Annotated in this window: 12 protein-coding genes; 6 read left to right on the forward strand and 6 right to left on the reverse strand. The window is 66.1% G+C overall.

Features of this window, described 5'->3' with window-relative positions:
* Positions 1-58: 58 nt before the first annotated feature.
* Complete coding sequence (gene ppsA, locus G6034_RS11340) at positions 59-2,443, reverse strand: phosphoenolpyruvate synthase (RefSeq protein ID WP_176635223.1); 2,385 nt, start codon at positions 2,441-2,443, stop codon at positions 59-61.
* Between the two features lie 138 nt (positions 2,444-2,581).
* The gene (locus tag G6034_RS11345; protein WP_176635224.1) at positions 2,582-3,397 is read right to left on the reverse strand and encodes a pyruvate, water dikinase regulatory protein; all 816 of its coding nucleotides are present in this window, start codon (positions 3,395-3,397) and stop codon (positions 2,582-2,584) included.
* Between the two features lie 290 nt (positions 3,398-3,687).
* Here G6034_RS11345 and G6034_RS11350 point away from each other — a divergent pair, with 290 nt between their 5' ends.
* Complete coding sequence (locus tag G6034_RS11350) at positions 3,688-5,361, forward strand: ribonuclease J (protein WP_176635225.1); 1,674 nt, start codon at positions 3,688-3,690, stop codon at positions 5,359-5,361.
* Positions 5,362-5,531: 170 nt separating this feature from the next.
* Here G6034_RS11350 and G6034_RS11355 read toward each other — a convergent pair whose 3' ends face one another.
* On the reverse strand, positions 5,532-5,999 hold the full coding sequence (locus G6034_RS11355; RefSeq protein ID WP_218063834.1) for a UPF0158 family protein: 468 nt from the start codon (positions 5,997-5,999) through the stop codon (positions 5,532-5,534).
* A 199-nt stretch (positions 6,000-6,198) separates the two neighbouring features.
* Positions 6,199-6,660, reverse strand: coding sequence for a hypothetical protein (locus G6034_RS11360; protein WP_176635227.1), 462 nt, complete (start codon positions 6,658-6,660; stop codon positions 6,199-6,201).
* Positions 6,661-7,477: 817 nt separating this feature from the next.
* Here G6034_RS11360 and G6034_RS11365 point away from each other — a divergent pair.
* The gene (locus tag G6034_RS11365) at positions 7,478-8,446 is read left to right on the forward strand and encodes a hypothetical protein (RefSeq protein WP_176635228.1); all 969 of its coding nucleotides are present in this window, start codon (positions 7,478-7,480) and stop codon (positions 8,444-8,446) included.
* A 178-nt stretch (positions 8,447-8,624) separates the two neighbouring features.
* Here G6034_RS11365 and G6034_RS11370 read toward each other — a convergent pair whose 3' ends face one another.
* Complete coding sequence (locus G6034_RS11370) at positions 8,625-10,259, reverse strand: ABC-F family ATP-binding cassette domain-containing protein (RefSeq protein ID WP_176635229.1); 1,635 nt, start codon at positions 10,257-10,259, stop codon at positions 8,625-8,627.
* A 235-nt stretch (positions 10,260-10,494) separates the two neighbouring features.
* Here G6034_RS11370 and G6034_RS11375 point away from each other — a divergent pair, with 235 nt between their 5' ends.
* From G6034_RS11375 to G6034_RS19505, 3 genes are all read left to right on the forward strand, one after another.
* Positions 10,495-11,037, forward strand: coding sequence for an OsmC family protein (locus tag G6034_RS11375; RefSeq protein WP_176635230.1), 543 nt, complete (start codon positions 10,495-10,497; stop codon positions 11,035-11,037).
* A 328-nt stretch (positions 11,038-11,365) separates the two neighbouring features.
* Positions 11,366-12,499, forward strand: a complete 1,134-nt coding sequence (locus G6034_RS11380) for a hypothetical protein (RefSeq protein WP_218063835.1) — start codon at positions 11,366-11,368, stop codon at positions 12,497-12,499.
* A 46-nt stretch (positions 12,500-12,545) separates the two neighbouring features.
* On the forward strand, positions 12,546-12,806 hold the full coding sequence (locus G6034_RS19505; RefSeq protein ID WP_218063836.1) for a hypothetical protein: 261 nt from the start codon (positions 12,546-12,548) through the stop codon (positions 12,804-12,806).
* A 97-nt stretch (positions 12,807-12,903) separates the two neighbouring features.
* On the opposite strand, the gene G6034_RS11385 is transcribed toward G6034_RS19505, so the two are convergent.
* Positions 12,904-13,557, reverse strand: a complete 654-nt coding sequence (locus G6034_RS11385; protein ID WP_176635231.1) for a GntR family transcriptional regulator — start codon at positions 13,555-13,557, stop codon at positions 12,904-12,906.
* A 130-nt stretch (positions 13,558-13,687) separates the two neighbouring features.
* Between G6034_RS11385 and G6034_RS11390 the strand changes: the two genes are divergently transcribed.
* Positions 13,688-14,191 (forward strand): pyridoxal-phosphate dependent enzyme (locus G6034_RS11390; protein WP_176635232.1); only part of this gene is annotated, 504 nt, incomplete at its 3' end.

Genomic DNA, 14,191 nt, shown 5'->3' on the forward strand with positions numbered 1-14,191 from the left:
GCAACAAAATTGAAGCGGCGGCCTCCGGGCGGTTCGCCAACTCCCACGGGCACTACGCCTAGACTACGCGGGCAGCGGCGGTGAGCTCGAGCCAGGTGTCCACCACGGTGTCCGGATTGAGGGAGATGGAATCAATTCCCTCGGCCACGAGCCATTCGGCCAGGTCAAGGTGGTCGCTGGGCCCCTGGCCGCAGATGCCCACGTACTTGCCCCTGGACTTGCAGGCCCGGATGGCCATGCTGAGCAGTTTCTTGACGGCCGCATTGCGCTCGTCAAAGCTGGCCGCAACAATGGCGGAGTCCCGGTCCAACCCCAAGGTCAGCTGGGTCAGGTCGTTGGATCCAATGGAGAAGCCGTCAAAGATGTCCAAGAACTCGTCCGCCAGCAGCGCGTTTGAGGGCACCTCGCACATCATCACCACTTCGAGGCCGTTTTCGCCCCGGCGCAGGCCGTTTTCGGCCAGCAGCTCCATGACGCCGCGGCCCTCCTCCAGGGTGCGGACGAAGGGAATCATCAGCTTGACGTTGGTCAGGCCCATCTCGTTGCGCACATACGCCAGGGCCTGGCACTCCAGGTCAAAGCAGTCCCGAAATGACGGCTCGAGGTAGCGTGAGGCGCCCCTGAAGCCGATCATCGGATTTTCCTCGTGCGGTTCGTACGCCGCCCCGCCAATGAGGTTCGCGTACTCGTTGGACTTGAAGTCGGACATCCGTACAATCACCGGTTCCGGCGCAAAGGCCGCGGCAATCGTGGCGACGCCCTCCGCCAGGCGCTTGACGTAGTAGTCCAGGGGGCTGCCGTAGGCGGCGATGCGCTCGTGGATGACCCCGGCGACGTCGTCGGGCTGGTCCGCCAGGTTCAGCAACGCCTTGGGGTGGATGCCGATCTGCCGGTTGATGATGAACTCAAGCCTGGCCAGCCCCACGCCGTGGTTGGGCACCTGGGCAAACGTGAATGCCTGTTCGGGGGTCCCGACGTTCATCATGACCTTCACCGGCGGCTCAGGCAGGCTGTCCAGCTCGGTCTCCTCCACCCGGAACGCCAGCAGCCCCCCGTAGATGAAGCCCGTCTCGCCCTCGGCACAGGAAACCGTCACATTGGTTCCCTCGGCCAGTGCCACGCTGGCGTCGCCGGTGCCCACCACGGCCGGGATCCCCAGTTCCCGGGCAATGATCGCGGCGTGGCAGGTCCTTCCGCCGCGGTTGGTGACAATCGCGGAGGCGCGCTTCATGATGGGTTCCCAGTCAGGGTCCGTCATGTCCGCCACCAGGACGTCTCCGGTCTGGAATTCCGCCATCTGCCCGATCGAGGCCAGGACGCGCACGGGCCCGGCACCGATCCGCTGGCCTATTGCACGGCCCTCGGAGAGCACTTGCCCGGTCCCCTCCAGACGGTACCGCGAGAGCTTGCCCGCGGACCTGCGGGACTCCACCGTTTCGGGCCTCGCCTGCAGAATGTAAAGCTCGCCGTCCAGGCCGTCCTTGCCCCACTCGATGTCCATCGGGCGCCCGTAGTGCTCCTCGATGGCCACGGCGTGGCGGGCCAGCTGCTCGACGTCGTCGTCGGTGATGCTGAAGCGGCTCCGCAGCTCGGGCCCGGTGGGGACCAGCTCGATGGTGTGTCCCACTTCCTCACTGTCCGTGTAGACCATGGTCAACGCCTTGTCGCCCAGGCCGCGCTTGAGGATGGCCGGGCGCCCGGCCTGGAGCCCCTTCTTGTACACATAAAATTCGTCCGGGTTCACGGCGCCCTGGACCACGGCCTCGCCCAGCCCGTAGGAGGACGTGATGAAGACGGCTCCCTGGAAGCCGGACTCGGTGTCCATGGTGAACATGACGCCCGCCGCTCCGACGTCCGAACGGACCATCCGCTGGATGCCTGCCGACAGGGCGACATCCAGGTGCTCGAACTTGTGGTGCACGCGGTAGGCGATGGCACGGTCGTTGTAGAGCGAGGCAAAAACGTCCTTGACCGCCGCCAGGATGTTCTCGATGCCGCGGATGTTGAGGAAGGTTTCCTGCTGCCCGGCAAAGGACGCGTCCGGCAGGTCTTCGGCCGTGGCACTGGAGCGGACCGCCCAGGAAAGTTCGGCGGCCCCGCCGTGTTTTGCGACCAGCTGGTCGTAGGCGGCACGCAGCTGGGCTTCCAGATCCACTGGGAAAGGCGTCTCCACAATGGCCTTGCGGATGGCGGCGCCGGCCTCCGCCAGTGCACGGACGTCGTCGGTGTCCAAATCCACCAGAATTGCGGCAATCTTCGCTTCCACGCCGGTTTCACGCAGGAACCGCCTGTAGGCGTCCGCCGTCGTGGCAAAACCGTCCGGCACCTTCACCCCGGCGCTGGTCAGGCTGCCGACCATCTCGCCAAGGGAGGCATTCTTGCCGCCCACCCGATCCAAGTCCTTAAGGCCAAGTTCGGAAAACCAGAGGATGTCTGTCGTCATTGTCAGTGCTCCTTGCAGTCAAGTCGTGGCTGAAAGGAAACCACGTGAGTACATCGTCGCAGCACATGGGCATGCTGGCTATGTGAGATTAGTCAACTGTCCGCTGTCCCCACCGGCGCCGGAGGCCCGGCACGCCGGCTAGTGCCGCAGGCCCATTCGTTCCAGGATCACGGCCGAAATCTCCTCCACGGACATGCTGGCGGAGTTCACATGCGGAATGTCATGGGTTACGTACAGGCGCTCCGCGTTCCGCAGTTCAATCCCGCATTGCCGCAGGGAGGCATAGTCCGAGCCCGGTCGGCGCTCGGTCCGTACCTGGCTCAAGCGCATGGGGTTGGACGTCAGACCGAAACACTTGGCTTGGAAGGGCCGCAGGGGTTCCGGCAGCACGTCGTGCCCAAAGTCCTCATCCACCAGCGGGAAATTGGCCGCGTAGACACCGTGCTGAAGGGCCAGGTACATGGTGCTGGGGGTCTTGCCGCAACGCGACGGGGCTATCAGGATCACCTCCGCCTTCTCCAGCGCACGCAGGCTTTGGCCGTCGTCGTGCTCCATCGCGTACTCGACTGCCATCATTCGCGACTGGTACCGCAGGGCGTTGCCGAGGCCGTGGGCCTGGCCGGGCTGGTGGCTGGCCTTCACGTGGAGGGCCTCCTCGAGCAGTTGGACGTGGACGCCGATCAAATCCACCAGGACGCCGTTGCACGTGGCAAGTTCGTTGCGGATCTCCTCACCGACCGCCGTGGAGAAGACCAGCGGCGCCTCTCCGCGCAGCGCCACCTGGTCGATCTCACGGACCACCGACCGGGCCTTGGCGACGGTTGAGATGAACGGGACGGTGGTGCGGTAGAAACGGCTCTTGGGGAATTGGGTCAACAGGGTGCTGCCCAGGGTTTCGGCGGTAATGCCTGTTCCGTCGGAGAGGAAATAGACATGGCGAACGGCATCTGGCATGGTGGCACTCCTCTGCGGAAACTCCTTGTCACATCCTAGCTTCTGGCACCCGCCCGCGGTTGCCGCCGCATCCAGCACCCTGCCGCGCCCGGGGCAATTTGTGAATGTGTGCACGGTGGTAAAATCGTACACAAGTACGCCCACAGACTTCTTAGTGACACCTTTTTGTACACCTCAGGATTTTTAGCGACACAGGGCCGGCCTCTGGCCGCACGCCGTCGCGCATCATGGCAGCACAACATCGCCAACCGGCGCCGCCTGCCTTCACCCCACCACAAAGAACGGAACCCATGAGAAGAACCGCTCGCCAGTCCCCGCCAGCCCTTGCGAATGACGCCTTGCGCATCGTAGCCCTCGGCGGATTGGGGGAGATTGGCCGTAACATGACCGTCTTCGAGTATGGAGGCAAGCTGCTGATCGTTGACTGCGGCGTGCTCTTTCCCGAAGAAAACCACCCCGGCGTGGACGTCATCCTGCCCGATTTCTCCTACCTGAAGGGCCGGTGGCAGGACGTAGAGGGCCTGGTCCTCACGCACGGCCACGAGGACCACATCGGCGGTGTGCCGTACCTGCTCAAGCAGCGCGGCGACATCCCCGTCATCTCCGCCAAGCTGACCCTGGCCTTCCTGAAGACCAAGCTCGACGAGCACCGCATCAAGGGCAAGATGATCCAGGTCAAGGAGGGCGACCGCCGCAAGTTCGGCCCGTTCGACGTCGAATTCCTGGCAGTGAACCACTCCATCCCGGACGGTCTGGCCGTGGCCATCCGCACGCCCGCCGGGCTGGTGCTGGAAACCGGCGACTTCAAGATGGACCAGTTCCCGCTGGACAAGCGCATCACCGACCTGGCCGGCTTTGCCCGCCTGGGCGAGGAAGGCGTGGACCTGTTCATGCCCGACTCCACCAACGCCGAGGTCCCGGGCTTCCTGGCCGCCGAAGCGGACCTGATTCCCGCCATCGACAACGTCATGCGCACGGCCCCGCGCCGCGTGGTGGTCTCCAGCTTCGCCAGCCACGTGCACCGCATCCAGCAGATCATCGACTCCGCGCACAAGTACAACCGCAAGATCGCGTTTGTGGGCCGGTCCATGGTGCGCAACATGACCACGGCGCGCGAACTCGGCTACCTGAAGATCCCGCGCGGCATGCTGGTTGAGGCCAAGGAACTGGAAAAGATGCCCCCCACCAAAGCCGTGCTCATCTGCACCGGCTCGCAGGGTGAGCCCATGGCGGCGCTGGCCCGCATGGCCAGCGGCGACCACCAGATCAACCTGGCCGAGGGGGACACCGTCCTGCTCGCCAGCTCGCTGGTGCCGGGCAATGAATCCTCGATCTACCGCCTCATCAACGACCTCACCAAGCAGGGCGCCAACGTGGTGCACAAGGGAAACGCCAAGGTGCACGTCTCCGGCCACGCAAGCGCCGGCGAGCTGGTCTACTGCTACAACCTGGTCCGCCCGCGCAACGTCATGCCGGTGCACGGGGAGTACCGCCACCTCAAGGCCAACGCCGAGCTGGCCGTCCGCACCGGCGTGGACCCGAAGAACGCCCTGATTGTTGAGGACGGCACCGTCATTGACTTGAAGGACGGCGTGGCCCGGGTAGTGGGCAGCGTTCCCGCGGCCTACGTGTACGTGGAGAACATGGTCGCCGGCGCGGCCACCGAGGAGTCCCTGCAGGACCGCCTCCGGCTGGCCGAGGACGGCGCCGTCACCGTCCTGCTCATCGTCAATCCGGACACCGGCAAGATCGAGGAAGACCCCGAATACTTTGCCGTGGGCTTCAACCTGACGGAAAAGGACATGGAGAAGGCCACCGGAATCGTGGAAAAGACCATCTCCGCGATTCGCGGGGAAAAGACGGGACCGGTTGCCGAGAAGGCGATCGCCGAGGGACTGCTGCGCTGGTCGGACCGGGCCCTGCGCCGCAAGCCTGTCTACACGGTCATCATCGTCGAAGCCTGAGCCCTGGGGATTCAAGCCTGAACGCTGGCTGGGCTGACGCTGGCTGGGCTGAACGCTGGCTGGGCTGAACGCGATGGGCGCGCCGAAAGGTGCGCCCATCGCGTTCGGCATTTGCCCCGCTTTTAAGGGCGCCGCGGATGGGGCCGGCCCCGGTCCCGGGCTCCGCGGCCTCAGGGCGAGGTGCGGAGTTGGAGGATGGCGGCGTCGGCCTCGGCATTTTCCACCACTCCCGCCGCCGCCAACCACCGGATGGCGCGCTGCTTCATGAGCGCGTTGTGGAATTCGTACCAGGACGTCTGGTACTCGGGAAATGAGTAGAGCTCGTCCTTGAAATGACGGTACGGGCTGCTGCGGTCGATGGCCTGTTGCAGGCGGTTGCGGCACTCGGATTCGCCAACGCCGGCGATGAACTCCTCCATGTCGCGGTAGCCCTCCGAGGAGTCCACGGGATCGATCCGGATGCCGCCACGATCGTCCACGTCCCAGCCCTCCGCCCCGGCCTCATCCGCGGTTTCCTCGCCCCACAGCGCGATTTCGCCCGTGGTCGGGTCGAGCCAAAAGAAGGTGTCGTAGTCCAGGAAGTGGTTTTCAAGGGCCGTGACGAGTGTGTCCAGGTCAATGGAATTCAAGGGGAGCATGGTAACGCCTCCAGCCGAATTGTGGAACAGGCACCTGCTGTCCACTTCCAATCTTTGCGCGCCCGGGCCTGTCAGGCAAGAGACCCGGGCCGCGAACGGGCACTTAACGAGGGCGTCGGGTGGGCGGCATGCCCATTAAGTGCCCGCCCGGCGATGGCCTCGGGAGTAGCGGCGGCCGGGTGGCTTGACCGGACGGGCCCTACTTCATGCCGCCGCCGCGGAGGCCTGGTTTCGTGTAGGTGCGGGCCAGGACGGCCAGGGCCAGTGCGGCCACCAGGAGCCCGAAGTCACGCAGGGCGACGTCGTAGAACCCCGGGTAGGTCAGCAGGTTGACGATGATGCCGGCCAGCCAGATGCTGACAACGAATGCCGCGTACCTGGGCCGGAGGAACACGGCCACGGCCGCGATGATCTCCACGACGCCAATGACCATCATGGTCCCGTGGGCGCTGAACGGGGACAGGTTCTCGATCCACGGCGCCAGGTAGCTTTCCCAGTTGGTCAGGACGTTGAAGAACTTGTCCAGGCCCATGATGAGCGGAATGGCGATGAAGCCGATCCACAACATCAGGAACGCCCCGTACGCGGGCTCCACCTTGGCCCGGGCCAGCGCCTGGCTGGCCCATCCGGGTGAGGCGGCTGGAATTGAATGTGTTGCCATGACTCCTCCATCTAAAAACGTGATCTATGTTTTTAGAATGGGCCCCGTGGCGTGAAATGTCAATGGCGCGGAACCAAACCCTCACACACCGAGGGGCGGACCGGGGCGCGCGACCTGGCCGGGGAATCGTCCATCGCGTTGAGCCGGCGCTTGTGGTGCCTTCTGGCATCCCGTGGCAGCCCGGGATGCGTTGCCGGCGGCCGACTGGCAGCCCGGGCGGCGCACTGGCGGCGGTCATGATGTCACGGGCAAACCTGGCCTGCCCATCGAAAACATTGAATGAGTGGTCCTGGTCCTGCGCACCTAGGCGGAACAGGCTCGTGTTCCGGTGCCACGACACGCTCTTGAGGGTGGCCCGGAACAGCACGTTCTTCGACTTTGGCGACACCTCTCTCGACAGCAATTGGGACTTGTGCTGGTGCCCCGTGCAAAAGTACGACGGCGTCAAAGTCATCCGCGGTGCCGTCGCGAAATTGCGCGGTGCCGCCCCCGAGGCGCCTCCCATCGCGGCGCTCCTCGGTGTCCTGGTTGTAGCTCGCAAAGCGGGCCGCGGTGTTGAGGCGGACGTATCTGCGGATGTCGGCGGCTCGCCGACGGCGGGGCCAAGCAGCTGCGATTTCAGCGCCAACTCGCCGGGGACGGGGCCAACCCGCACCAGCGGTGTATCTTCCGCGCCATCTCGCGGGTTGGCCCCGCCCTCACGAAAACTGCTGCAGGATTGCCCCGTTCTGAGCGGTCATGCCAGTTGCGGGTGGAGTTATCCACAGCTCCGCGAGTGCGCCTTGTAGTGGCCGCAGGCACCGGCAAGACTCGATCCATGGGACAGCAGGAAGAAAAGGAACGGTTTGCCCGGGCCTGGCCGGCGGATACGCCCGTTGCCACCACGGGGCAGCTGGCGGAGGCTGGGCTGGGCGACCGGGCCATGGCGTCAGCGTTGAAGCATGGGACCGTGTACCGCCTCCGCAAGGGGGCCTACGTCCAGGCCGGGCACTGGCACACCCTGAAGCCTTGGGATCAGGACAAGCTGCGGCTGTTGGCCCACCTTGTCACTGTGCGTGGCGACCCGGCATACTCGCACTTCAGCGCGGCCCGCCTGCATGGGTTGACTATCTGGCATTGCGGTCCCCAAGTACACCTGACTGCGGCGTCTTCCGTGTCCGGAACGTCCAATCCGAAGGACGTGGTGTTTCACCGGGGGAACGTGGCGAACGGCGACATCCAGCCCCTCCGCCTGCGCAGCGGCCACGTTGTCCAGGTGACCACCCTGGAACGCACCGTGGTGGACTGCGCCCGGGCCGGCGGCTTTGCCGAAGCCGTGGTCATCGGCGACCACGCCCTTCGGAAGGGCGCCAGAAGCGAGGTCATGTGGGCCATGGTCAATGCCATGCCCGGCCGGCGCGGCGTCCGCAAGGCAAGGCGGGTGCTCCGGGTGCTCGATGGCCGCAGCGAGTCGCCCGGCGAATCACGCACCCGGCTGATTATTGCGGACATGGACCTGCCGCAGCCTGAACTGCAGGTGGAGCTGACAGTGGGCGGGCGGGTCTACCGGCCGGACTTTCTGTGGGAAGAGCAAAAGCTCATCGTTGAGTTTGACGGCGACTACAAGTACTTCGCCTACAAGCCCACGCGCGAGGCAGTCCTTGATGAACGAAAGCGTGAAAGGCGTCTCATGGAAGACGGCTGGCGCTTTGTGCGCCTTGAATGGCGCGACTTGGCAAATCCGGGGGACGTCAAGCGGCGGATCCAGGCGGCCTTCGATGCCGCCGGCCTCCCGCTCGCGGCCTGAAGTGCACCAGCCCGGTCCCCACACCGAGGACGGGTCCAACCCGCATGGACGGTGTATCTTACACGCCATCTCGCGGGTTGGCCCCGTCATCGAGGAATCGGCCTCACGGGGGCGCGGGGTTGGCACCGTTCTCGCGGCGTGGCCCCGTTCTCGCGGGAGCGCGGCCCGCTGAGGCCGGTCAGAGTTCGGCGACCTGGCCGTTGTTGACGTCCCACCGGGTGTGGAGGCGGACGTTCTCCAGCAGCCGGCGGTCGTGCGAGACGAGCAGGAGCGTGCCGTCGTAGCTTTCCAGTGCCTCTTCCAGCTGTTCGATGGCTGGGAGGTCCAGGTGGTTGGTGGGCTCGTCCAGCACCAGGACGTTGACGCCGCGCGCCTGCAGCAGGGCCAGTGACGCGCGTGTCCGTTCGCCGGGGGAGAGTGCGCCCACCGCGCTGGTCACCTGGTCCGCCTTCAACCCGAACTTGGCCAGCAACGTGCGCACCTCGCCCTGGTTCAGCTCCGGGACCAGGCCCTCAAAGGCATCGCCGAGCGGGACGGTCTCAGGGAACTGGCTGCGGGCCTGGTCGATTTCGCCGACGGCCACGCTGGCGCCCAGGGAGGCGCCGCCGTCGTCCGGGGAGGTGCGGCCGAGCAGGAGCCGCAGCAGCGTGGACTTGCCGGCACCGTTGGGTCCCGTGATGCCAATGCGCTCCCCGGCATTGACCTGCACCGACACCGGGCCCAGCGTGAACCCGCCCTGCCGCACGGTGGCGGCGTTCAGCGTGGCGACCACGGAGCTGGAGCGTGGAGCGGCGCCGATACTGAACTGCAGCGCCCATTCCTTGCGCGGTTCCTCCACCTCGTCCAGGCGGGCGATCCGCGACTCCATCTGGCGGACCTTCTGGGCCTGCTTCTCCGACGATTCCGTGGCGGCGCGGCGGCGGATCTTGTCATTGTCGGGGCTTTTCTTCATGGCGTTGCGCACGCCCTGCGAGCTCCATTCCCGCTGTGTCCGCGCGCGTCCCACGAGGTCGGCCTTCTTGTCGGCAAACTCGTCGTAGGCCTCGCGGGCGTGCCGCCGGGCGATGGCGCGCTCCTCGAGGAACGCGTCGTAGCCGCCGTCGTACACGGCCACCTTGTTCTGCGCCAGGTCCAGCTCCACCACGGTGGTGACGCAGCGGGAGAGGAACTCGCGGTCGTGGGAAACGAGGACCGCGCCGCCGCGCAGGCCCTTGACGAACTCCTCCAGTCGGGCGAGCCCGGCCAGGTCAAGGTCGTTGGTGGGCTCGTCCAGAAGCACGACGTCGAACCGGCTCAGCAGGAGCGCGGCCAGGGCCACGCGGGCGGCCTGCCCCCCGGACAGTGCCGTCATCAGGGCGTCCGCCCCCACGTCCAGGCCCAGCTCGGCGAGGGTGGCGGGGATCCGTTCGTCGAGGTCGGCGGCGCCGCATGCCAGCCAGCGGTCCAGTGCCGAGGCGTAACGGTCGTCCGCGGTGCTGCCCGAACCCAGTGCCTCGGCGGAGGATTCCATTTCCTCGGTGGCGGCGGCGGCCCCGGTGCGCCGGCCAATGTAGGCGGCGACGGTTTCGCCCTCGAGGCGCTCGTGCTCCTGGGGGAGCCAGCCGATGAACGCGTCCTGCGGGGCGGTGCTGACGGTGCCTGCCTGGGGTGTGTCGGCGCCGGCCAGGAGCCGCAAAAGCGTTGACTTGCCGGCGCCGTTGGCCCCCACGACGCCGACGACGTCGCCCGGGGCCACGGTGAAATTGAGGTTGCTGAACAAGGTGCGGTGGGCGTGGCCGCCGGCAAGATCCTTGGCCACGAGTGTTGCGGTCATGGGTCAATCCTATTTTGAATCCGCGCGGGTGCCGGACCGCTGGGACCGGGCGGGGCCGTCGACGGGGGTGCCGGCGTCGTGCGTGCCGGGATTGTTGCGGCAGGTGACACCACGCTTGGGGTGGCCGCGGCGGGACGGACAGACTGGATTCCGCCATCACCGCGCGGCCGGCTGCACCGGCACGGGCGGCCACTGCCCACGGCGCCAAACGCGCCGCCACACCGACGGGAACACCATGACTGAAACCACCATTGCGACCGACCTTGCCTCGATCCGTGCGGGCCGGCTCTCCGACGCCGGCGACTTTTGGGGCGCCCGGATCGGTTCGAATCCGGGCAACGCCAAGCTGACGTACAAGGCGGCAGGCGTGGCGGTCGGTTCAGTCGCCACGCGCATCAGCGCCGGGAAGCACCAGTTCACGGTGGACGAACCCGCCGGCCTGGCCGGTGACGACGCGGCCGCCAGCCCGGTTGAGTACGCGCTCGGGGCCCTCATTTCCTGCCAGGTGGTGGTGTACCGGCTGTACGCCCAGCAGCTGGGGCTGGCGATTGACGGACTCACGATCGACGCGGAAGGCGACCTGGATGTCCGCGGCCTGTTCGGCATTGACGCAACCGTGCGCCCGGGATTTACCGGCATCCGCCTCAAGGTGAACATCTCAGGGCCGGAAACACAGGAACGCTATGAGGAACTGGCCCGGCTTGTCGAGACCCGCTGCCCCGTCCTGGACCTGTTCGCGAACGTGACGCCGGTCAGCGCCGTGGTGTCCAAGGTCTAACGGGGCTTTGCCCCAGCCCGACGAGGCGTGGTCTCCCGTCTTGGGTGGTGGGCTCCGGTCGGGCAGGGTGACCCGTGGCGGCTGTGCCGTGACGGGTGTATTACTGCCTTAGCAGTGGTGGGCCTTTTGGCCACCTGATCACCGACCGGAGCTTGTCATGACAATAGCGCGCACCGTGGCAGATGTCTTGTCCGAACATGTGAGGTTCGAAGTGGAGTGCATCGACCGGATGTACCTCAACGTCTACCAGCCCGGGTTGCAGTACGCTGCGGGCCTGGTGGGGTATGTGCATCTTCAGCTGGGCCTGCCTATCGCCTCCACGGCACCGATGGCGAAGATCACCGACCGGTTCACCGCGGCAGTCCACCGCTTCGCCGAGGCCGAACATATCGAGTGGGTGGACTTCCGCAGGGGCGAACGGAAGGACGACGTGATGGCCAAACGGTTGGCGTCGTTCACCGCGCCGGAAGGAATCGTGTTCATCGGCCGGGCCCAGGAGAAAACCCAGCTGTTTAGGACCGAGAAACGCCATCACGACGACGGGGTGTCCTACCCGTGGATCGTGAAGACCACCGGGGTGGTCAATCACTTTTACTTTTACTGTGTTGACGCCGATTTCGGGCCGTTCTTCCTGAAGTTCTGCTCCTACTTCCCCTACAACGCGAAGCTGTGCATCAACGGCCACCACTGGGCCCAGCGCCAGGCCGCGAAGGCGGGGATCGGCTATGTGGCAATGGACAACGCTTTCGCCAAGGTGGAGAACATCGCGGCCCTGCAGGAAATCTGTGACACGCTCGGGCCGGAACAGATTGATGCGCTGCTGCGCAAGTGGCTGGCCATCTTGCCCCATCCGTTCAGCGCCGCCGACCGGGCCGCCGGGTACCGCTACGACGTCTCGGTGCTGCAGGCGGAATTCTCGCTCACGCAAATGCTCGACAGCCCGGTCTCGGGACGGGTGTTCTTCGAGAACGTGATCCGCGAGAACCTTGATATCGGCCGCCCCGACCAGGTCAGCCTGGTCTTCGCCCGCCGGTTGATGCGGACCGGACCCCGACCAACCCCGGGCCGGTTCAGGACCAGGGTGATCACCGACGGGGTCATCCCGAGCCTGCACGTGGACTACAAGAATGCCACGATCAAGCAGTACCACAAGGAAGGACGGGCCCTGCGGACCGAGACAACGATCAATGACAGCTATGATTTCGGGATCCGGAAAGGACTGACAAATCTGCCCGCGCTGCGGGAGATCGGCTTCAACGCCAACAGGCGCCTGCTGCGCGTGGCAAACAATCAGCCACGACCCGATCACCGGAATCCAGGCACTGCACACCCTCACCGATCCGGTCATCACCGCGACCGGCACCCGCGTCCCCGGGCTGCGCCTCGGGCAACAACGAAGCCACGCCCTCCTCTCAGCGTTGCCGGTCTTCAGGCTGCAACCGGACGGGTTCCTCAACCGTGACCTGCGGGCACTGACCGCGGAACTGCGCGGAACCGATCCAGGCACTGTGACCACCGGACAGATGAGCTATGACCTGCGCCGGCTCCGCCACCACGGACTCATCGAACGCATCCCCCACTCACACCGCTACCAAGTCACCGACACCGGGCTCTCCACCGCCATGTTCATCAGCGCCGTCCACGACCGGCTGCTCCCCACCGGACTGGCAGACCTTCAAAACCCGGTACCAACAAGACTCCGGGCCGCCACCCACGCCTACCAAACCGCGATCGACGACCTCACCCACACCAAAGGACTGGCCGCATGAACCCGAACCTGACCCGCCCAGCAAAAACACGACCTAAAAATCACGGCTTCGCCGACTTAGCCCTCTAGCTCGCCCGGTGGCGCCCTGGTGGGGCCCGTCAGCCTTCGGTTCCGGTCCCCAGCGAGAGCCAGTTTTCGCGGGTGGCCAGGGCTGCGCCGTCGGCGTCGCCCAGGCTGGCAAGGCGGATGATCTCCGCATGGGCCGTGACCGAATGCCGCGCCGAGTGCGAGCTGAACCGGCGGCGCTCCATACGCCGCAGGAGCGGATGCGCCTGGTCCAGGACGCCCGGAACCATGTCGTTCCCGCAGGCACCGACAAACACGGCGTGGAAGTCGTCGTCGGCAGCCAGGGCGAGTTCGACGTCGTCGTGCCCCAACGCGCGGGCGAACCTCCCGTTCGCCTCCGTCATAACAGCCAGCTGGTCCGTCTCCAGGACGGGCACGGCCAGCCGGGCGGCGAGCTCGTGCATGGCCGCCACCACCTGTTGGGCGCTGACGGTGGAGGCGTTGTCAAGTGGCGCCACGATGGTGGCGCGGCCGGGCCTGGCAATGATGAGGCCGGCGCGTTCGAGGCGGAGCAGGGCCTCGCGGATGGGCGTGCGGCTGACGCCCAGCCATTGTTCCAGCTCGGGATCGCGCAGCCGCTCGCCGGGCCCAAAGGTGCCGTCAACAATGGCGTCGCGGATGGAGGTGTAGACGTCGTCCCGCAACAGGGGCCGTTTGTGGATGCCATGCGGCGCAGGGGTGGGCATGGCGCCCATGCTACCGCGACTCCGGCGCCAATCAGTGAATGCTTGACATGTGATCCATACGGCATGCAATATATTGCATATCAACCGCGGCGTGATCCGCGCCCCTTTCGAGCAAATGAGGACAGGCACCGTGGCCATTTCGGATTTTGAACGCTACCCGCTCACCTTTGGCCCCAGTCCCGTCCACGCGCTGCCCCGGCTTTCGGCGCAGTTGGGCGGTGCGTCAATCTGGGCCAAGCGGGAGGACTGCAACAGCGGGCTGGCCTTTGGCGGGAACAAGACCCGCAAGCTCGAGTACATCGTCCCGGATGCCATCGCCCAGGGCGCCGACACGCTGGTTTCCATCGGCGGATACCAGTCCAACCACACCCGCCAGGTGGCGGCGGTTGCGGCGAAGCTCGGCATGAAGGCCCGCCTGGTCCAGGAAAACTGGGTCGACTGGCCGGACCCGCTCTCCGACCGCGTGGGCAACATCCAGCTCTCCCGCATCATGGGCGCCGATGTCCGCCTCGATGCAGCAGGCTTCGACATTGGCATCCGCAGCAGCTGGGAGCAGGCCATCAAGGACGTGGAGGAGGCCGGCGGCAAGCCGTACCCGATCTTCGCCGGCGCCTCCGAGCACCACCTTGGCGGA

Origin of the sequence: Arthrobacter wenxiniae, assembly GCF_013376105.1 — a bacterium.
Taxonomy (GTDB): Bacteria; Actinomycetota; Actinomycetes; order Actinomycetales; family Micrococcaceae; genus Specibacter; species Specibacter wenxiniae.